At 69.1% G+C, this 19,227-nt stretch carries 21 protein-coding genes; 7 read left to right on the top strand and 14 right to left on the bottom strand.

Translation table 11 applies throughout. From position 1 onward, the window contains the following. Positions 1 to 140: 140 nt before the first annotated feature. A complete protein-coding gene (locus tag P5G52_RS16155) occupies positions 141 to 1,514 on the bottom strand; it encodes an HNH endonuclease (protein ID WP_301229404.1) in 1,374 nt (457 codons plus the stop codon). A 187-nt stretch (positions 1,515 to 1,701) separates the two neighbouring features. Continuing rightward, the gene (locus P5G52_RS16160; protein WP_301229406.1) at positions 1,702 to 2,118 is read right to left on the bottom strand and encodes a VOC family protein; all 417 of its coding nucleotides are present in this window, start codon (positions 2,116 to 2,118) and stop codon (positions 1,702 to 1,704) included. 161 nt (positions 2,119 to 2,279) lie between these two features. Between P5G52_RS16160 and P5G52_RS16165 the strand changes: the two genes are divergently transcribed. Together P5G52_RS16165 and P5G52_RS16170 are read left to right on the top strand one after the other, a co-directional pair. Then, positions 2,280 to 2,978, top strand: coding sequence for an ABC transporter permease (locus P5G52_RS16165; protein WP_435868723.1), 699 nt, complete (start codon positions 2,280 to 2,282; stop codon positions 2,976 to 2,978). A 125-nt stretch (positions 2,979 to 3,103) separates the two neighbouring features. Then, a complete protein-coding gene (locus tag P5G52_RS16170) occupies positions 3,104 to 4,123 on the top strand; it encodes an LLM class flavin-dependent oxidoreductase (protein ID WP_301229410.1) in 1,020 nt (339 codons plus the stop codon). 166 nt (positions 4,124 to 4,289) lie between these two features. Here the strand turns inward: P5G52_RS16170 and P5G52_RS16175 are convergent, their stop codons facing one another. Then, the gene (locus tag P5G52_RS16175) at positions 4,290 to 5,006 is read right to left on the bottom strand and encodes a GAF and ANTAR domain-containing protein (RefSeq protein WP_301229412.1); all 717 of its coding nucleotides are present in this window, start codon (positions 5,004 to 5,006) and stop codon (positions 4,290 to 4,292) included. A gap of 262 nt (positions 5,007 to 5,268) precedes the next feature. On the opposite strand from P5G52_RS16175, the gene P5G52_RS16180 reads away from it, so the two are divergent. Further along, complete coding sequence (locus tag P5G52_RS16180) at positions 5,269 to 6,009, top strand: GAF and ANTAR domain-containing protein (RefSeq protein WP_301229414.1); 741 nt, start codon at positions 5,269 to 5,271, stop codon at positions 6,007 to 6,009. 37 nt (positions 6,010 to 6,046) lie between these two features. Here P5G52_RS16180 and P5G52_RS16185 read toward each other — a convergent pair whose 3' ends face one another. Together P5G52_RS16185 and P5G52_RS16190 are read right to left on the bottom strand one after the other, a co-directional pair. Continuing rightward, positions 6,047 to 6,799, bottom strand: coding sequence for a GAF and ANTAR domain-containing protein (locus P5G52_RS16185; protein WP_301229417.1), 753 nt, complete (start codon positions 6,797 to 6,799; stop codon positions 6,047 to 6,049). 80 nt (positions 6,800 to 6,879) lie between these two features. Continuing rightward, complete coding sequence (locus tag P5G52_RS16190; protein WP_301229419.1) at positions 6,880 to 7,764, bottom strand: transposase; 885 nt, start codon at positions 7,762 to 7,764, stop codon at positions 6,880 to 6,882. A 145-nt stretch (positions 7,765 to 7,909) separates the two neighbouring features. Between P5G52_RS16190 and P5G52_RS16195 the strand changes: the two genes are divergently transcribed. Beyond that, entirely contained in the window at positions 7,910 to 8,719 is an 810-nt protein-coding gene (locus tag P5G52_RS16195) for a hemerythrin domain-containing protein (protein ID WP_301229421.1), read from the top strand. A 132-nt stretch (positions 8,720 to 8,851) separates the two neighbouring features. After that, complete coding sequence (locus P5G52_RS16200) at positions 8,852 to 9,007, top strand: hypothetical protein (protein WP_167133955.1); 156 nt, start codon at positions 8,852 to 8,854, stop codon at positions 9,005 to 9,007. 27 nt (positions 9,008 to 9,034) lie between these two features. Here P5G52_RS16200 and P5G52_RS16205 read toward each other — a convergent pair whose 3' ends face one another. The 8 genes from P5G52_RS16205 to P5G52_RS16240 form a co-directional block, all read right to left on the bottom strand. Continuing rightward, positions 9,035 to 9,268, bottom strand: coding sequence for a hypothetical protein (locus tag P5G52_RS16205; RefSeq protein ID WP_301229424.1), 234 nt, complete (start codon positions 9,266 to 9,268; stop codon positions 9,035 to 9,037). Positions 9,269 to 9,403: 135 nt separating this feature from the next. After that, entirely contained in the window at positions 9,404 to 9,850 is a 447-nt protein-coding gene (locus P5G52_RS16210) for a hypothetical protein (RefSeq protein ID WP_301229426.1), read from the bottom strand. A 102-nt stretch (positions 9,851 to 9,952) separates the two neighbouring features. After that, a complete protein-coding gene (locus P5G52_RS16215; protein ID WP_301229428.1) occupies positions 9,953 to 10,786 on the bottom strand; it encodes a carbohydrate ABC transporter permease in 834 nt (277 codons plus the stop codon). Positions 10,787 to 10,902: 116 nt separating this feature from the next. Continuing rightward, positions 10,903 to 11,871, bottom strand: a complete 969-nt coding sequence (locus tag P5G52_RS16220; RefSeq protein ID WP_301229430.1) for a carbohydrate ABC transporter permease — start codon at positions 11,869 to 11,871, stop codon at positions 10,903 to 10,905. Next, complete coding sequence (locus P5G52_RS16225; RefSeq protein ID WP_301229432.1) at positions 11,871 to 13,178, bottom strand: ABC transporter substrate-binding protein; 1,308 nt, start codon at positions 13,176 to 13,178, stop codon at positions 11,871 to 11,873. Before P5G52_RS16225 ends, P5G52_RS16220 begins: the two co-directional genes overlap by 1 nt. A 32-nt stretch (positions 13,179 to 13,210) precedes the next feature. Further along, entirely contained in the window at positions 13,211 to 13,558 is a 348-nt protein-coding gene (locus tag P5G52_RS16230) for an amidohydrolase family protein (protein ID WP_301230171.1), read from the bottom strand. 111 nt (positions 13,559 to 13,669) lie between these two features. After that, positions 13,670 to 14,644, bottom strand: a complete 975-nt coding sequence (locus P5G52_RS16235) for an aldo/keto reductase (RefSeq protein WP_301229434.1) — start codon at positions 14,642 to 14,644, stop codon at positions 13,670 to 13,672. A gap of 252 nt (positions 14,645 to 14,896) precedes the next feature. After that, complete coding sequence (locus tag P5G52_RS16240; RefSeq protein WP_301229436.1) at positions 14,897 to 15,538, bottom strand: ScbR family autoregulator-binding transcription factor; 642 nt, start codon at positions 15,536 to 15,538, stop codon at positions 14,897 to 14,899. 301 nt (positions 15,539 to 15,839) lie between these two features. Here P5G52_RS16240 and P5G52_RS16245 point away from each other — a divergent pair, with 301 nt between their 5' ends. Continuing rightward, entirely contained in the window at positions 15,840 to 17,144 is a 1,305-nt protein-coding gene (locus P5G52_RS16245) for an AI-2E family transporter (protein ID WP_301229438.1), read from the top strand. Beyond that, positions 17,137 to 18,120, top strand: a complete 984-nt coding sequence (locus tag P5G52_RS16250; protein ID WP_301229440.1) for a D-2-hydroxyacid dehydrogenase — start codon at positions 17,137 to 17,139, stop codon at positions 18,118 to 18,120. The genes P5G52_RS16245 and P5G52_RS16250 overlap by 8 nt, the downstream gene beginning before the upstream one ends. Here P5G52_RS16250 and P5G52_RS16255 read toward each other — a convergent pair. Further along, positions 18,117 to 19,052 (bottom strand): NAD-dependent epimerase/dehydratase family protein, encoded by a 936-nt coding sequence (locus P5G52_RS16255; RefSeq protein ID WP_301229442.1) that lies wholly within the window; start codon positions 19,050 to 19,052, stop codon positions 18,117 to 18,119. The two genes, P5G52_RS16250 and P5G52_RS16255, sit on opposite strands and share 4 nt — an antisense overlap. Between the last annotated feature and the right edge of the window lie 175 nt (positions 19,053 to 19,227).

Consider the following 19,227-nt stretch of genomic DNA (forward strand, 5'->3'; position numbering starts at 1 on the left):
TCCCTGCACTGCAGGCATCACGACGGCGGGCCACTCCGGAAGGGGTGGCCCGCCGTCGTTCTGCGTGGCGGTGATGCACGGCCGTCGCGCGGGCATCGCGCCCTCAGGCACGGCTCACATCGATGATTAGTGAGTGGTAGCTAGAACGGCGGGTCGTCGGCTGTGGCGGTGTAGGTTCGGCCTGCGATGGACGTCGCGGTGAGCACGCCGGGACGTGCCTGTTCGTAGTGCCAGAGGCCTTCACTCTTGAACATGTGGTGCTTACGGCACAGGTGTGCCAGGTTGTCGTGGTTCGTCCCGCCTCCGTGCGCCCACGGCGTGGTGTGATCGAGCTCGCTGCGCGAGGCGGGGATGTTGCAGCCGGGGTGTCGACACGTACGGTCACGGACGCGCAGCCAGTTCTTGAGGTCGGAGGGTACGGCGTAGGTGGTGCGGCCGACGCTGAGGACGGCGCCGGTTTCCGGGTGCGTCAGGAGCCTCGTGAAGGAGGGGGCATGAGCTGCGATGCGCCTGGCGAGTTCGGCCGGAATCGGCCCGTAGCCCTCCAACTGGGCGGGTGCATCATCGACACCGAGCAGCGACAGGACCGGGACGGTGACGTTGATGTGCGCCCGCAGGCCGTCAGGGAGAGGAGTCGCGGTCAAGGGCTCGGCACCGCCGGTATTCTCGCCGGCGTCCCAGCCAGCATCCTCGCCGTGATCCACGGCCTGCGGGTGTCCCTCACCGGATGCCCTGGGAGCACGCGCACGCGGACCCCTGAATGCTCCCCGGAGTTCTGCATCCGGACCGGGCTGCACCAGCCGGGGGCTGGCTGCAGGAACTGGAAGCAGGAGGTCGACGAAGATGTCGGTGCGCAGCTGAGCCAGCGTGCGGCGCTCGGCGGGCCCCTGCAGCTGCCGGGCTGCGCCGGTCAGGTGGGCGTCGATCGCTGTTGCCGAGGTGGCGGGCAGGTAGACGCTGAGCCAGGCCATGGCGTCGTCGTCCGGTTCCATCTCAACCCGGCGCCGTGCCTCGGCAGACCGGGCACGCTGGTCGATGCTGTCCGGGTGGTATTGGTTCCGGAGCCGACGCGCCTGATAAGCCAGCTTCGTCGTCGTCGTGCGTATCGCCACGGGCAGCAAGGCGGCTTCCACGGCCAGGGCAGTCGCGGCAGGCACCCCGGTGTATTCGTGGATCAGGGTTGTGGCATGGTTCCAGGAGATGCTGCCGTCGCGCAGGGCCGCGAGCGTGGTGGGATGGTAGGTGCAGAGCATCTGGGCCTGCTGAACCAGCCGGAAGGCGCTGCGCTCCGACGTGCGGAGGAGGCAGGCCACCTCGGCCGCGGCCAGCGTGTCGCCCAGGTTGCCGCCGCGGTTCCGCGCCGACTGCAGGAAACGTGCGCTGGCCCTGCGATCGATGAGGCACCGGACCCGCTCCACGGCCACGACGACGCAGGCCTGCAATCGCGCCTTCTCCGCCTCGAGGGAGGAGAGCTCGGCAAGAGCTTCATCGAGCTCATCCGTCAGCTGCGCCACCGCTTCCATGACTCATCATCCCGCGCGCCACCGACAGAATAAGGGTAGAAACGCGCCATTCCGAGTACCCGCCAACGGAAGCGGACTGCCGTCTCTGCAAGGCCAGCACCGCGCCACGGTCAGTGGTGCTGGCTACCCCGGCACTGAACTTTCCTGGGGAACGCTCGAGACGCCTCGGAGCCGGCGGTTAGCCCTTCGGCGCGAAGAGTTCGAGTGCGATGTTGTCCGGATCCCGGAACTCCAGGATGTATGCCGCGCCGATGTCCTTCACTCCGCCATGTCCGATGCCCTTGCCGTCCAGCAGCGCTGCGGCGTCGTCGAGTACCTGCCGTCCGTCGACGCGGAAGGAGAGGTGGTCGAGGCCCACGCGGTTTTCGCTGAAGGTGTCGTCGGCCACTGGCCGGAGCCCGAGCAGGCTGTCTCCGAGCTGGTAGATGACGCCGTCGTACAGGAAACCGAGCTGCTCACGGGTAGCTTCGTCAGCCCCTTCCGGCACCTCGAAGGCGACCGGAAGGGCGAACAGCGAGTCGTAGAACGCACGGGAGGCATCGATGTCGGTGACCGTCAGTCGGACGTGGGCGTAGGCCTTGATGGGGATCGTCATGGCCGAAGTCTTGCATGGCCCTGTGGTCCGTGGTTCCGCCCTCCGACGCGACATGCACGTGCCGCGTAGGTGTGCTAGGTCCTCGTTAGGCTGGCCGGGTGACTGCCATCCGGGACACCCTTGCCGCCCTCGCCCCGACTGCGGGCGCCGTCGTGCTCCTGATGGTGGTCACCGTCGGCGTCCTCACCTGGTCGCGGTCACCCCACCGGTTCGCTCCCGCACTCGCCGTCCTGCGCGGGGCGGTGCAGCTCGGGCTGATCAGCCTCATCCTAGGAGGAGTCATCACGAGTCCGCTCTGGGTGACCTGCGCGCTCCTCGTCATGTTCGCCGTCGCCGCAGCGACAGCGACCCGGCGCATCGGATTCACGGGTCCCCACGCCGCGCTGGTGGTCCTCGGCATGGGGCTGGGCGTGGTCGTGGCCCTCGTCGTCGTGTTCGCCACGGGAGCGATCCTCGCGGAACCGCGCTACCTGCTCGCCCTCGGCGGCATCGTCATCGGCAACACGATGTCCATCGCGACGCTCGCCGGACGCCGTCTTCGGGAATCGACCCTGGAACGCTGGGACGAGGTGGAGGGCTGGCTGGCGCTGGGGGCGCGGCCGCGGCAGGCCACCCTGGACATGGCGCGGGCCGCCGTCCATTCGGCGCTCATCCCGTCCACCGACCAGACGAAGACCACCGGCCTCGTCACGCTCCCGGGTGCCTTCGTCGGTGCCATCTTCGGAGGGATCTCGCCGCTCGAGGCCGGCCGCTTCCAGATCGTCGTGCTCGCGTCGATCATGGCGGCCGGTGCGCTGACCGCCGTCGTGCTGGTGCGCGGGCTCGCCCCTGTGCGCGTCCGGCCGGACCCGCTGAACTAGGCAACCCTGGGCCACGCCGGCGCAGCCGGTGCAACCGCTCGGTACAGCCGGCAGGTACGGCCGGCAGTTACGGGGCTGACCTCGGAGGGGGGAATGCCGGGACGCTCCCCAGCGCTTCACGGGGCATGAAGAAGATCGGTTTCCTGTCATTCGGCCACTACCAGGACGTCCGTGGTTCGCTGGTGCCGACCGCACGCGAGTCCCTGGTGCAGGCCGTCGAGCTCGCGGTGGCAGCGGAGGAACTCGGTGTGGACGGCGCGTACATGCGCGTCCACCACTTCGCGCCGCAGTACTCGGCGCCCTTCCCCCTGCTGGCCGCGATGGCCGCGCGGACGAAGACCATCGAGCTGGGTACCGGCGTGATCGATATGCGCTACGAGAACCCGCTCTACATGGCGGAGGAAGCCGCCGTCACCGACCTCATCAGCAACGGGCGCCTGCAGCTCGGCATCAGCAGGGGATCACCGGAGACCGCGCTCGACGGTTCGCACACGTTCGGTTACCTCCCTGAGGAGGGCTCCACCGACGCCGACCTGGCACGCGACAAGGCCGCGCTGTTCCGACGGGCGATCGCGGGCCACGGCATCGCCGACGCCAACCCGCGCATGACCGGCAGCACCGGAAAGCTGGCGATCGACCCGCTCTCGCCGGGGCTGCCCGAGCGCATCTGGTGGGGCTCCGGCACGAGGGCCACCGCGCAGTGGGCGGGGGAGCAGGGCATGAACCTGATGAGCTCCACGCTCCTGACGGAGGACACGGGAGTACCGTTCGACGAGCTCCAGGCCGAACAGATCGAAGTCTTCCGCAAGGCGTGGGCCGGGGCCGGACACGCGTGGTCGCCGAGGGTCTCGGTGAGCCGCAGCATCCTGCCCATCGTGAGCGAGACCGACGAGTACTATTTCGGCCTCCGCGCACAGCGCGAGTCGACGGATCAGGTCGGGATCCTGGACGGCGCCCGGTCCCGGTTCGGCCGCAGCTACATCGGTCCTCCGGACGTCATAGCGGAGCAGCTCGCGGCCGATGCCGCCGTGCAGGCCGCCGACACGCTCCTGGTGACCATCCCGAACCAGCTCGGCGTCGATTTCAACGCGGCGCTGCTCGGGAACATCGTCTCGCTCGTCGGCCCCGCGGCGGGACTGCGCTGACGACGGCGGGGTGCTGAAACCGTGAAGGTTTCAGCACCCCGCCGAGAAGCGGTGAAGCCGGGAGACAGCGACGCCGAGGTCCAGCACCCGCCGGGCGATAGTGAAGCCGTGAGCGGCGACGCCGGGACGAAGCCGGGACAGCGACGCCGGGACGGGTGGACCAGCGTCAGGAAGCCGCCGTCGACCCTCCGGTCAGCTCCGACGCGACGTCCGCGACCGAGCGCCGGGCCTGTTCGGCGCGTGCCACCAGTTCGCGGAAGGCGCTGCGATCATCGACGCCGAGCTGCGCCATGAGTATGCCCTTCGCCATGCCGATGCGGTCGCGCATCTGCAGGGCGGCCGCCAGCTCGGAGCGGATCTGCTGGGGCGTGTCCGTGGTCTGCACGTGGCTCAGCAGCGCGGCGGCGGGAACCGAGAAGCGGGTGAGGGCACGCTCGGTGGTCTCGTCGAAAGCGCCGGCCTCGGTGGAGTACACCTTCATGGCGCCGATCGTGGTGCGGCCCTGGATCAACGGCACGCTCTGGCAGGACCGTACCGACATCTCGGCCGCGGCGGCAGCCCATCGGGGCCAGCGCTGGTCCGGTGTGGTGGTGTCGTCCGTCCGGACGGGGGCGCTGGTCGACCACGCGCTGAGGCAGGGGCCTTCGGACAGTTCGTACTGCAGTTCGTCTGCACGTCGAACCAAGGTGTCGGTGGCGCCGGTACTCGTCCGCTGTCCATGGTGGATCAGGGAGACGCCTGCTCCGACGGCGCCCGGGATCAGGTCCCGAGCCGCTTCGGCGAGGAGGTCCACGGCATGCTGCACGGTTTCTTCGGTGAGCAGGAGTCCGCGAACGCGACCGAAGACCACTGCGAGTTCGTTGAGGTTGGGCTCAGAATCCAAGATAAGCCTCGAAAAGTCCTGGCGCCGGGTGCACCGGCAATCATCAGCGCCCACTTCTAGACCCATTCAAGATAGTCAACTCGGGCAAGCGAGGCAAATTGCCTCGATTCCGCCGCCGATCGCCGCGGCTGGCGCCAATCGGCGGACTCGCCTGTCGCGGGAGCGCTGGGCTGGCTACCATTGAGTCCAGTTGTTCAGCAGCCAGCAGCTTTCCTTCTCGCCGTGCCTGCCTTGCTCGCACGTAATTCAAGGGGAATGTGCAATGGATGACGGTCTCAGCGTCCGGCCGGAGGTGCAGGCAGGAAGCCTGCTCGAGCACCTGCTGCTCGCCAGCGGAGGTCTCGACGAGTTCCTCGGCGGGCTTGTCGAGGCTGCTGCGCCGGCGCTGTCGGGCGGGCACCTCGAGATCCTCGCCAGCGTGATCCTCCTGCGGCCCCGTACCAAGGCCACGATCGCGGGCACGAGCCAGACCGCGCGTCGCCTGGCAGACATCCAGTGCCGGTTCGACGACGGCCCGTGCATGAAGGCCGCCACTACGGGAAGCGCCGTCGGCGTCGAGGATTCGGGTGTCGACGCCACGTTCCCGCTCTACAGTTCGGCAGCCCTGCAGAAGGGCATCCGTTCGGCCCTGAGTGTTCCGATCCGCCTGGACGGGCCGGAGAAGGCCGTTGTCACCTACTACTCACGCCAGCCGGGCGCTTTCCCCCAGGAGAAAGTCGAACTCGCGGAACGCTTCGCCGGAGAGGCATCGACGCCGCTGCGGCTTGCGATCCGCCTTGCCAGGCTGACGGACAGGGCAGAGCACCTCGCCGCCGCGATGGAGTCCCGCACGACCATCGACCTGGCGGCAGGCGTAATCATGTCCCAGAACCGGTGCAGCCAGGACGAAGCGATCGAGATTCTTCGGGCGGCATCCACTGCCCGCAACATGAAGCTCCGCGACCTCGCCCTGAATGTCCTCACCAGCACCGTGGACGCACCCGTGACCACGCATTTCGACTGACCGTCCGGAGCGGACGGTCAGGACGGTTCAGGACGGTTCAGGACGGTTCAGGACGGTTCAGAACGGACGTCCTAGAGCCGTCTCCCAGGGGGGCGATCGACGCCACAACGTGTTCGGCGACCAACCGCAGCTTCATGTTCCTGCTGCTGGATGCGCGCTGCAGGATCGCGAGAGCCTCGGCCTGCGAACACTTGTTCTGGAACATGATGATCCCGACGGCTGTGTTGATGGTCTGCCGCGAGGCCAGTGCAGCTTCGAGGTTGTGCGCTTCATCGTCCAGCGACGCTGCCCTGATGGCGAACCTGAGGGACGAGGACGCGGTCTCTGCGAGCGCTTCCGCAGCCCTGATGGTCGCCGGCGAGAAGGAGTCGGGCTGTGCGGAGTAGAGATTCAAGGCTGCGTGTCCGCTGTCCTCGAGGGCGAAGGGGACGGCGACGATCGACCGGATCCGCCCGGTGTCCAGGCGCTTGAGGTAACCGGGCCACCGCGAATCCACCAGGGTGTCGGAACAGTACACGGAGTGCTGGGTCACGGCGGCTTCGAGGCACGGGCCCTCCTGGAAGCGGTTCTGGAACTCGTCCGCCGTGCGGGCGATCGCGTCGCTTGCCGCCAGCGTGCCGGCCCTCTTCCGCCGGACCAGGGTGATGGCACAGGACGCCGAATGCTCCCCGGAGAGCCGGTGGGCGGCCGCCACGGCGAACCCGTCGAGGAACTCCTGGATGCCCGCCGTTTCGGTCAGGAGGGAGAACAGCTCGTCATTGACGTCGCTCAGTAGTTCCTGCTCAGTCACAGCTCTTCCCTCGGCCAGGCGGATACAGCTGATGTCCCTCATAGACTACGCCGTGGGCGCGGTGGTGGAGCCGGAATTCCTCAGTCGTCGAGGCTTGCGGCGTCGGATTCCGCGGATTCCTCCTCGTCCTTCGCCTCAGCGACCGAGCGGGTCGCCTCGGACACCTTCCGGTCGAGGGCTGCAGCCTCGGCGTCCAGGTCGGCGAGCTCCCGCCGGAGCGCATCCAGGCGCTCCTCGAGGTCCTCTAGAGAAGCGGTCAGCCCGTCCCTCCGGACGGTGAGGCGCTGCGACTTCCGTAGCAGGTCCGCCGCCGCGTCCTCGGCGGCGGCGCGTGCCTCCCGTGCCGCGGAGAGCCGTGCTTCGGCGTCCCTGCGCTGACGGGCTGTCGTCGGGTGCCCCGCCCGGGTGTCCGGCAGGCCGTCCTCCGTCCCGGTCGTGTCTCCGCCCTGGAGAGGGGGAGTGAAGGGGCCGGCAACGGCGCCTTCGAGGTCCACGGGATCCCAGCCGGTGGCCTCGAGCGTCCGGACGAGCCTCCCCGTGAGCACTGCTGCGGCAGCCGCCGGGTCGGCCAGGGCGGCCCGCAGGGTCTGCTCAACGCCCGGCAGGGCGGCGGGCCCGACGTCGTGCCCCATGTCTGCGGCGGCATCGAGGGACTGACGGGCGACGGCGGCGAGGAGACGCTGGCGCTGCTGGCCGAGCGCATGCAGTTGCGCCCGGTCGAGGCTGGCCTGCGCTTCCTTGAGGGAGGCACCGAGTTCGAGCACCTGCTCCACCTCCTCACGGCGGCGGTCGACGAGCACGTTGACGAGCCATGCGGCCGAAGCAGGTTTGGGCAGTTTGCGCAGTGTTGCGGCGAGTTCCTTGTCGCCATCCTGCGTCGCCTTCTTCGCGGCGGCGTTCCGCTCCTCCGTGAAGCGATCGAGCGGCAGGGCGTAGAGGGCGGCCGCCTGTTCCACCAGGTCCATGTCGTCTGCGTCCTTCCGCGAGGCTCGCCCGATTATAGGCACCGGCACCGAGCGGCGACAGGGGAGGGCGCGCCTGTACCCGGTGGCTGTGCGCGCGTACAGATGGAGGGGAAGCCTGCCGCCCCGCCGCGCCCTAGGAGAACCCGTGTACACCTCGGTTGCAGACCAGACCACCGACGAGCTCGGCGGACCGCTCAGCGTCCTCGTGCGGCAGAAGCGGGACCACGTGAAGCTCAGCGCGCTGCTCGAGAGGCTGCGCGGTACATCCGGCGAGGACCAGGCCGGCGTGCTGCTCGACATCTACCGCCTCGTGTTCCCGCACGCCTTCGCGGAGGAATCCGTCCTGTGGCCCGTTCTGCGCAGGGTACTGCCCGACGGCGGTGAACTCACCCTGGAGGTCGAGCGCGAGCACCAGGAAGTGAACGAACTGGTGAAGAAGCTCGAAGGACTCGAGGACGGCTCCCCGGAACGGGCGGACGTCCTCGGGCGTCTCATGGAGGTGCTCGACGACGACGTGCGCGACGAGGAAGACGCCCTGTTCCCCCGGCTCCAGTCCCGGGTCTCGCGCCGGGAACTGCAGGTGCTGGGCGTCCTCTGGGAGCTGGTACGGCGCATCGCACCCACCCGCGCCCACCCCGTCGTGGCGCGCCGCCCACCCGGGAACGTCGTCGCCGCCCTGCCGCTGTCGGTCCTCGACCGCGGCCGCGACGTCGTGGACTCCGCACTGCTCGGTGCTCCCGACCGCGTCGTCCCCGTGCTCCACCGGGTCAGCTCGACGCTGGCACGGGCGTCACACGCCGTCGAGCTGCTGCCGATCATGCGGTCCGGGGAGGACCCCTCCACGCGGTACATCGCCCGCAAGCCCCCGTTCCCCTGGGGGACCGCCGTCGTGTCCGCGGCGGGGGCCGGCCTGGCCGTGGCCGCGGCCTGGCGCGCGCTCCGCCGAGCGGCCTAGCGTCTGGCCGGCCCGTCCAGTCCGTGCAGCTGTCCCATCATCCGGTGGCGTTCGCCGGGGAGGCCGTGTGTACTGGGACGAGGTGCCGGGTCCGTCGATGGACCAGCCGGACGACCTGAAAGGACACTCGCCATGGAAGCACGTTGCCCGAGCTGCGGTTCAGCGCTGATCGAACTGGGGGAGGACCAGTGGCCTGCCGAGGGGCCGGTTCCCGCCGGAACCCTCGCCGTCTTCCAGTGCGAGGAGAACCACAGGATCACCGTGGGCCAGACCCAGATCCAGGCCTAGCCAGATCCAGGCCTGGCAGACCCGCGCTCAGGCCTCTCGGTCGTCTGCGTCGTTGATGATGCGTGTCAGTTCGTCCCTCAGTGCCACGGCCTCGTCCACGCTGACTTCGAGGCGCTCGCCCTGCTCGACCCACCCGATGCTGATCAGCGGCCGGCCCTGGCCGTCGGCCGAGGAGGAGAGCCCGACCGCTACCGCGCGGCCGCCCGTGTGCGTCACGTCACCGACGATCATCTCGCCGCCGTCATCCCCTGCAACTGCCATGGCTCCTCCTCCGGTCGGTCTGCTCCTCCCATGCTAGGCGCGGGCGGGACTGCGGTGTCCACTCTTTCTTCGGAGCGCAGCGGCTGCAGGCACCGGTCGGACGGCGACCGGTGACGGGTGCACCGGGGGTGGTCCCTACCCGGCGCCTGCCGGCCGGACCGCGAGGTTCGGGTGCAGCAGTTCGAAGCCCTCATCGGTCAGCGCGTCGCGGTCCATGTCGTCCGGGAGCAGCACGGCCGTGACCCTGCTGTCGCGGATCGCGGCACCGGCCGCTCCGCGTTCGAGCGGGGCGCATTCCAGGCCCACGCCGAGACCCTCCTCGACCAGCAGGCAGACCGTGTCCCCGGTCCCGTTCCCCTCCACCGGCCTGGCCGCGAAGTACTCGACGCCGTCGCGTTCGGCAAGGAAGCGGGTGCTGGCGAGGTCGATGCCGTCGAGGTCCGTCTGGATGGTCAGGATGTCCTGCTCGGTCTGTTCCTTCTCGAGGAGACCGAGCGCCGGGCCGCCGGTGCAGCCGGCCAACGCGAGTACCGCCGCGCACAGCCCGGCAGCCAGGGCAAGGGAACTGGGTGGGCGGCGCATGGATCTCCTCGGTATCGACGGGGAACGGTGGCTCCTTTCCAGCCTAGCGAAGGGTGCCGACCGACTCGTACAGCGGCACCGCTGCAGCCGCGGATCGCCGGGCTAGCGGATACCGCTCCGCGCGAGACCCTGCACGAAGTATTTCTGGAATGCGAGGAACATGACGATGATCGGCGTGATGGAGACCAGCGCCAGGGCCATGATGGCTCCATAGTCCGCACCGTACTGTCCCCGCAGGTACAGGAGACCGATGGGCAGCGTGAAGAGCTGGCTGTCCTTGAGGGCGATCAACGGCCACGCAAAGTCGTTCCACTGGTACATCACCGTGAGCAGCACAAGGACCGCGATGAGGGGCTTGCACAGCGGCAGGACGATCTGCAGGAAGATCCGGACGGTGCCCGCCCCGTCGACCTTCGCCGCCTCGATGAGCTCGTCGGGGATCGCGATGATGAACTGCCGTGCGAGGAAGATGCCGAACGCCGAGGCCGCCGACGGGAGGATGACGGCCCAGAACGTTCCGTAGATGCCGAGTTCGGTGACGAGCCGGAACTGCGCCACCATCAGGACCTGCACGGGGATCATCATGGTGCTGAGCACCAGCAGGAAGAGGGTGCCCTTGCCGCGGAAGTCGAGCTTCGCGAAGGCGTAGCCGGCCAGCAGGTTCCCCGTGACGGTGAGGACCGTGACGATGGCGGTGATGACCACGGAGTTGCCGAACCACGTGGCGGTGGGGAAGCTGCTGAAGATGGTGCGGAAGTTGTCGAGCGTCCACGAGGACGGCCAGATGCGCAATTCCCGGCTGAAGACGTCCGCATTCGGTGAGAAGGCGAGGGTGACCATCCAGTACAGCGGGAACATCATGACGAGGCCGACGACGACGGCGGTCACCAGGCGGGCGATGGCGGACACGCGCTGGGCAGGCCGAATCTGCTTCACCCGGGGCGCGAAGCTATCCGGTCCAGTGGAGAGCCCGACGGTCCTGGTGGACGCGCCGTCGCCCCTGTGAGGGAGTGGGTGGGCCATGGGAGTCCTGTCGTGGTGATCGGGGAAGGCTATCCGACGGTGTCGCGCGAGCGGTTGCCGCGCCATTGGATTGCCGTGAAGCTGAGGGTGAGCAGGAAGATCACGATGCCGATCGCCGCAGCATAGCTCTGGTCGCGCGTGACGAATCCGTTCTCGTAGGCGTACGTGACCAGCACCGACGTCGATCGGCCCGGGCCTCCGCCCGTCATCACGAAGATGGTGTCGAAGATCTGGAACGAGTAGATGACGTCCATGATCAGCAGGAAGAAGGTGGAGGGGCCTACGAGCGGCACCGTGAGGTAGCGGAACTGCTGCCAGGAAGTCGCACCCTCGAGCCGTGCAGCTTCATAGAGTTCCGGCGAGATGCCCTGTAACCCGGCCAGGTAGATGACCATGTTGAAGCCCACACGGATCCACAGCGTCACCAGGATGATCGAGGCGAAGGCGGCGGATCCCTGGGATTGCCAGGGGATGCCCGCCAGACCGCCCCCGCGCAGGAGCTTGTTGATGATGCCGGTCGCCTCGTCGAACAGGAGGACGCCCATGAGGGCGGTGGCGACTCCCGAAATGACCATCGGCAGGTAGATGAGGGTGCGGAACAGTCTCCGACCCGGGAGCACGGAATTCATGAGGACGGCGAGGCCGAGTCCGAGGGCCAGGCTCAGCGGGACGGTGAGAAGCGTGAAGGTCGCCGTGTTCAGCGCCGACCGCCAGAACGTGGGGTCGGTGACCAGGCGCCGGTAGTTGTCGAGCCCCACCCAGCCGCTGGCGCCGAATCCGTTGGACTCCTGGAAGCTGATGAGGAAGGCCCACGCCAGTGGCAGGAACAGGAAGACTCCGAGGAGGACGAGATTGGGCGCCAGGAAACCGTAGGCGGCGAGGGTGGCCCGCTGTCGCCGGGATGCCCTCCCCGGCGCCGCTGCAGGGGTGATCGCCGGGGAGGGCGGCGGCCCGGTATCGTCGGTCGACTCCTCGCGGGACGAGGTGCCGGCGGACATCAGCCGGCTGCTCCATCGACGGCGGCAGCGATGTTCGCCAGGGTCTTCCCGACCGGCTGCCCCTGCGTGAACGCGGCCTCCAGCTCGTCCCGGAGCTTCGGGTTGATCGTGGCCATTGCTGGGGCGGTGAGCTGCTCGACGTCACCCGGCTCGAGGGTGGTCGCCTGCTCGACGAAGATGCCCGCGATGTCCGGCCTCGTCTGGTAGTCCAGTTTCGTCCCCACAAGGCTGTTCAGGGTCGGCAGTTCCATGGCCCGTGCACAGAAGTCGGACATCTGCTCCGGTTGTGTCATGAATTTCAGGAAATCGGCCGCGAGGTCCGGATTGCGGGCGTTCTTCGTCGCCACCAGGGCGTTGCCACCCAGATCGCAGGCTCCGCGTTCGTCGCGCGGCAGGTACGTAGCGCTCCACTCGAAGTCGGTGACGGCCTCGTCGAGGCTCGGAAGGACGAAGTTGCCGACGAAGGCCATGGCGGTGGTACCCGCGGAGAACGCGCCGTCGGCGTAGGTGGAGGACTTCACCGAACTGCTCGGAGGAACCAGGCCGTCGGTGAAGAATCCCTGGGTGAAGGAAAGGGCCTTGGTGCCGGCATCGGACTCGATGGCCGATCCCGTGAGGTCGTCATTGAACAGCCGCCCGCCCGCCTGGAACAACCAGCTCAGCCACCGGGTGGAACCGCCCAGCTGCCAGTTGTACACGAAGGGGTAGAGGTCATCGGGAAGGGAGCCCCGGAGCTGCTCGGCCACCTGCCGGAACTCGTCCCACGTCCAGGCCGAATCCAGGCTGTCAGGGACGCTCGTGATACCCGCCTGCTCGAAGAGGTCCGTGCGGTAGACGAGGGCGGAGGTGTCCGTCTGGTGGGGCACGCCGTAGGGCTTGTCGTCGAACTGGACGGCCTGCCACATCGCGGGCAGGAACTCCTCGCCGGCTGCGGTGTCGAAGTAGCTGGAGAGGTCCAGGAGCTGGTCCTGGCTGCTGTACGCGCCGATGGTGCCGTAGTCCACACGGAACAGATCAGGTGCAGTGCCGGCCTGCAACTGCGCGTCGATGTTCTGGAAGATCTGTTCGTAGGGCACGAGGTTGAGCTCGACCTTGACGCCGGAATTGGCGCCTTCGAAGGCCGCGATACCGCGCTTGAAACCCTCCTCCTCCGCAGGACTACCCCAGGTCGTGAACGTGAGGGTGTTATCCCCGCCCTCCCCGCTGTCGCTGTTTCCTCCGCCCGAGAACCCGGAACAGCCATTGAGGGCTGCCGCTGCTGCCAGGAATCCTGCTCCACCGAGAATCTGCCGTCTGGAAATGGTCATCGTGTACCTTCCGGGTCAGGGGTGAACACAACCTACAGCACGGCCCCGACGCTGCACAGGCTGTTGAAGTCCGAACGGACCCGCGCTACGGACCCTGCAACGGTGCCCTTCCGCTCGAAGACCACGCGCCCACCCACGACGGTCAGGTCCGCCCCGACCGTGCGCGGGCCGGCCGGGTCCAGCCCGAAGGGGGCTGCCGACAGCACGGCGAGATCGGCGGGAGTTCCTGCGCGCAGAGTACCTGCCGGCGATCGCGTCAGGCGGGCGGACCCGGCCGTGGGAGCGCCTGCGCGTTGACGGTCACCCCGAGCTCGCCGAAACGCTGAACATTCTGCGGGTGAACGAGCTGCACGTGGGCCATGTTGTGCCGCGGCTGCCAGGAGTACGCCAGCTGCCGGTGGGCCGACCGTGGGTGGCCCGGCCGGGGGACAGCGGCACGTGCAAGCGCGTCGAGCCCCGTCCGCACCGCGCGGTCCCGGATGGCGTGCCGGTCAGAAGCCGACGAGCGCGTGGGGAACGTAGTGCTCCTCCAGGGCGCGGACCTCGTCCTCCGTCAGTTCGAGGTCCAGCGAGGCCAGGGCGTCCTCGAGGTGGCGCGGCTTGCCCACGCCGACGATCGGCGCGGACACCACGGGATTGCGCGACACCCAGGCGAGGGCCACCTGGGCGCGGGGCACACCGCGCGCTTCCGCGACGGCGCCGACGGCGTCCGAGACACGCCGGTCGGAATCCAGCGTGCCGTAGAGGGTCTTGCCGAAGGAGTCCGACTCGGAGCGCGACGTCGTCTCGTCCCACGGCCGGGCGAGCTTGCCGCGCGCGAGCGGGCTCCACGGCAGCACGCCGATGCCCTGGTCCGCGCACAGCCCGTACATCTCGCGCTCTTCCTCGCGGTTGATGAGGTTGTAGTGGTCCTGCATCGTGACGAAGCGGGTCCAGCCGTTGATGCGCTGCAGGTAGAGCGCCTTCGAGAACTGCCAGGCATACATCGACGACGCACCGATGTAGCGGACCTTGCCCGCCTTCACGACGTCGTGCAGCGCTTCGAGGGTCTCCTCCAGGGGTGTTTCGGGGTCGAAGCGGTGGATCTGGTAGAGGTCCACGTAGTCCGTCCCCAGGCGCCGGAGGCTGTTGTCCAGCTCCGCCAGGATCGCCTTCCGCGACAGCCCTGCGCCGTTCGGCCCCTCGTGCATCCGGCCGTGGACCTTCGTCGCGATCACGGTGTCCTCGCGACGCGTGAACTCCGCCAGGGCGCGTCCGACGATCTCCTCGCTGGATCCGTCCGAGTAGACGTTCGCGGTGTCGAAGAAGTTGATGCCGGCGTCGACGGCGGCCCGGATGAGGGGGCGGCTCTCCTCCTCGGGCAGGGTCCATGCGTGGTTCCCGCGGTCGGGGGTGCCGTAGCTCATGCATCCGAGGGCGAGCGGCGAGATGTCGAGGCCTGTGGAGCCGAGTTTCACGTAGCGCATGGATTCCCTTTGCTGGGGTCGGAGGTTTTCCTCCACCCTAGTGCGGCATCCTCCGCGGAGGGGGCCGGTTGCGATATCCGTCGCTCCGGGAACTGCAGCGGGAAAGGCGGGCGCCCCGGGGATGCCGTTAGCACCCGAGGGGAGCCCGCAGGCAGGACCCTTGGGTCCGGCAGGGACCTCCCCCACGGAGCCCCTGCCCTGCCACTTCCCAGCCTAGTCCCGACGGTCACCGAAAAAAACCGTATGACCGGTTTATTCGAGGCCCTTGCGGAAGAGGGCCACGTATCGCGGCACATCGTCCTGCAGATCCCTGGCCACAACTCCCGGCAGCAGCATCTCCCACAGGTCGCCGAGCCGGTCGAGGACGTCCGCCCTGCCGGTAAGGATGTTCGAGACCATCTGCACCCCGGTGTAGGCGCCGACGACCAGACGGGCGAACGCCTCGGCGTCGAGGTCGGGACGCAGGTCGCCGTCCTGGATGGCCGTGCGCGCGAACTCGCTGAACCGGGAGGTCCAGTCGAGGTACGGCTGATGGACATCGTGCCCGAAGGCCGATGCCTCGAACATCAGCCGGACCCCTGCGCGCATGACCGAATGCTCGATGAGCTGCAGCGCGAAAACGCGACCGATCAGGATCATCGTCTCCAGGGCGGGCCGTCCCAGGGCGTGCACCCGGGCGCCCTCCGCCGAGGCGATGGCCTGCTGCTCCCCGATCACGGCCATGGCGAGGTCCTCCTTGGCAGCGAAATGGAAGTACAGCGCCCCCTTGGTGACCCCGGCGCGCGTCGCCACCGTTGCAATGGAGGTGCCGCCGTAGCCATGCTCCTCGAACACAGCGGCAGCCGCGCGGATGATCGCCGACCGGGTGGCCACGGCGCGTTCCTGCGGCGCCACTACGCGCCCCTACGCGAGGGGCTGCACACATCGGTGCAGGTGCGGGATCGCCGGGACGGAACCGGGAAGGTGCCCCGTGCGGGGGAGGGCCGGACGGGTAGTGCTGCTCGCCTCATGCCCCCATTGTGCGACAGGCGGTCCCGGTGTCGGATGGGAGCGCGCCGGACGGCGGGAGCCCACTTCGCCATCGTTCGGCGGGGCAGGGCGCACCGCCGTCCGTCCGGCGGGGGCGGGGCACGCAAGCGCCCTCCCCGCCCTCCCTGCAGGCGCGGGGCGTCCCGGACTAGGGCAGGATGGCTACGTGACACGCGCGAACTCCCCTGACACCTCTCCAGCCGCAGTCCGCCCCCGGCGGTGGAGGCCGCGCGCCGCGCCGGGCGCCACCGAATCGCACGGCTCCTCGGTGGCCCGCCGCTTCCGGCCCCACGCCTTCTCTGACGGGCTCAGAGTCAGTGCCGCGTGGACGGGACGCAGCATCGTCGTCCTCGCGGGCCTGGTGATCCTCTGGTACCTCACCCGGGCGCTGTGGTCGATCATCCTGCCGACGCTGTTCGCGCTGCTGCTGGCCTCGGTCCTCTGGCCGGTCAACCGGTTCCTCCGCAGGGGCCTCCCGAAGGTCCTCGCCGCGCTCGTGACGCTGTTCGGGTTCATCGGCATCGTCGTCGGGATCGGTGCTCTGACCGTCCCGTCCATCGCGAGCGGTATCACCGATCTCTCGGGTCTGGCCCGGGACAACGTCGCTGACCTCATCGACTTCATCGCGCGTCCGCCGCTGAACCTGGATGCGGCGAACCTCGACGGCATCGTCGACACCGCCCTGGGGCAACTGCAGGCGAATGTCGGGAACGTCGTCACCGGCATCACCACGGGCCTGAGCGAATTGACCTCGGGAACCGTCGTCGTGCTGCTGGCACTCGTCTTCACGTTCTTCTGCCTCAAGGACGGGGACCGCTTCCTGCCGTGGGCGTCCCGCTGGACCAACTCCACGGCCTACGCCCATGCCTCCACGATCGCGAGCGGCTCCTGGAAGACGCTGTCCTCCTACATCTTCGCGCAGGCGACCGTCGCGCTGGTGGACGCCGTGTTCATCGGGCTGGGCCTCGTCCTGCTGCACATCCCGCTCGCCATCCCGCTGGCCGTGCTGGTGTTCTTCTCCGCATTCATCCCGGTGGTCGGAGCCATCGTCTCCGGCCTCGTCGCGACCCTCGTGGCCTTCCTCGCCTACGGGTGGCTCACGGCCCTGATCGTGCTCGGGCTGGTGGTGCTCGTGCAGCAGCTCGAGAGCAACTTCATCCAGCCCCTGCTCGTGGGGCGGACGCTCGAGATCCACCCGGCGGTCGTCCTGGCGTCCGTCACGGCGGGCGGCACGCTGTTCGGCATCATCGGGGCGTTCCTCGCCGTCCCGACGACCGCGGTGGCCATCGTGGTGCTTCGGTACCTGCGCGACCTGTCCATCGAAAACCGGCCGGAGACCGGCGTCGCCTCCGGGAATCCCGATGCGGTCCCCGCCAACCCGTCGGACGACACGGCAGCCGGACGCATGCCGGATGCCGCCCTGCCGACCAGCGGGGCCGTGGGGCACCGATCGGAGCAGGCCGGTGACTAGGCGGCCCGTGGTGGCGGTGCTCGAGGGCGAACGGCCGGTGCGGGGACTCGAGCGCGTCGCGGAACTCGCCGACGTGCGGGTGGCGCAGGCGCCGACACTGGACAGGGCCCTCGACGGCGCCGACGTGCTCTACCTCTGGGACTACTTCTCCGGGGCCCTGCCCGCCGCGTGGCATGCGGCCGGTTCCCTGCGCTGGCTGCACGTGGCCGCAGCCGGGGTGGACAAGCTCCTCTTCCCGGAACTCGTGGCGTCCGACGTCGTGGTGACCAACGCGCACGGCATCTTCGACCAGCCCATGGCGGAGTACGTCCTCGGCGCCATGCTGTACGCCGCGAAAGGCTTCGGTCCGCTGCACGACCAGCAGCGGGACGCCCGGTGGGTGTGGCGCGAGGGCCGCAACATCGCCGGCTCCCGGGCCCTGGTCGTGGGGACGGGCAGCATCGGCCGGCACACCGCGCGGCTCCTGAAGGCCGTGGGGGTGCACGTCGAGGGGGCGGGGCGGACGGCGGCGGAGCACGACGACGATTTCGGCTCCGTGCACGCTTCCGCCGACCTGGCCTCCGTGGTCGGCGGCTTCGACTGGGTCGTCCTCGTGGCGCCGCTGACCCCTGCCACCGAGAACCTCGTGAGCGCCGCCGTGATCGGGGCGATGAAGCCTTCCGCCGTCCTCATCAACGTGGGCCGCGGCCGGCTCGTGGATGAGGCGGCCCTCGTGGACAGCCTGCAGACCGGGACGCTGGCGGGCGCTGTCCTCGACACCGTCGCCGTCGAGCCGCTGCCCCCGGACCATCCGCTGTGGTCCCTGCCGACGGTGCTCGTCACCCCGCACATGGCGAGCAATGCCGATTCCTGGCTGGACGACCTCGCCGTGCAGTTCGAGCGGAACTTCCTGCTCTGGGTGGAGGGGCGGCCCCTGCCCGGCGTCGTCGACAAGGTCCTCGGGTACGTACCGTCCCGGCCCGGGCAGGGTTCCTAGGCGGCGGCCGGCTCACCGCGCCACCACTGCACCGTCTCCGCGACGGCGGTATCCAGCGGAGTGGGTGACAGGCCCAGCACCCGCTCCGATGCCGAGGAGTCCAGGACGAACGGCCGGTCGAACTGGTAGGACAGCTCGCCCAGCTCCCGCATGGACGGCATCACGACGCCGAGTGCACGCACCAGCCGGCCCGGCGTGCCGGTCAGCCGGGGCGCGCCGATCCCGGCGGTGGTCGCGACCGCCTCGGCGAGCGCGCGCTGGGTGAGTGCGGGAAGGGTCGGGGCATGCAGCACCCGGTTCCGCGTACGCGGCAGGTCCGCGGCCGCGATCATGGCGGCCGCAAGATCCGGGACGTAGGTGAACGAGTGCGGGGCATCGGGGTTGCCGATGACCTGGATCCGCTTCCCGCCCAGTACGGCGGGCACCATCCGCTCACCGGCGTGCGCCATCCGGACCCGGGGGCCGAAGAAGTCGGACGCGACCACGGAGACGGTGTCGGTCGAGGACGCCGCCCTCGCGGCCAGGAGGGCGGTACGGACTCCGCGCTTGCCGCCCGCGGCTGAACGCTCACTGTCCTCCGTCATGACGCTCTCGGGGTGGCTGTACGAGTACAGGCTCTCGGGGAACACGACGACGGCGCCCTGCCGGCCTGCTGCCTCGAGCACCACGGCCTCGGCTGTGGGGAGTTCGCGCTTCCAGGTGTCGGCGCTGTAGGAGCTGCCGTGGACGCAGTGGAAGATGGCGGAGGCTCCGGCGATGGCGGACGCGAGGAGGGCTGCGTCGGACACGTCGACTCGACGCCTCTCGATGAGCGGATGATCGGGGCCGCTGCCGGACCGCGTGAGGATGCGTACCGAATCACCCCGTGCCGCGAGTTGCTCGGCGACGGTCCATCCGACCGGTCCTGCTCCGGTGACGATGTAGGTGGTCATGACGTGCCTTTCGGGAGGAGGAGTGAGAGCAGTGCTCTCAGGTCCAAGCGTGCGCCCGGTTGCGGTCTACCGCTACGTCACCAACCGCGACGAGCCCGCGTCGTCACGCTGCTCGCACGCATCCTGGACGATGCCGGACGGCAGGCGACCTCGAGGGCGGACCTGCCGGGGCGCC

It is taken from the genome of Arthrobacter burdickii, from assembly GCF_030433645.1.
GTDB lineage: Bacteria > Actinomycetota > Actinomycetes > Actinomycetales > Micrococcaceae > Arthrobacter_D > Arthrobacter_D burdickii.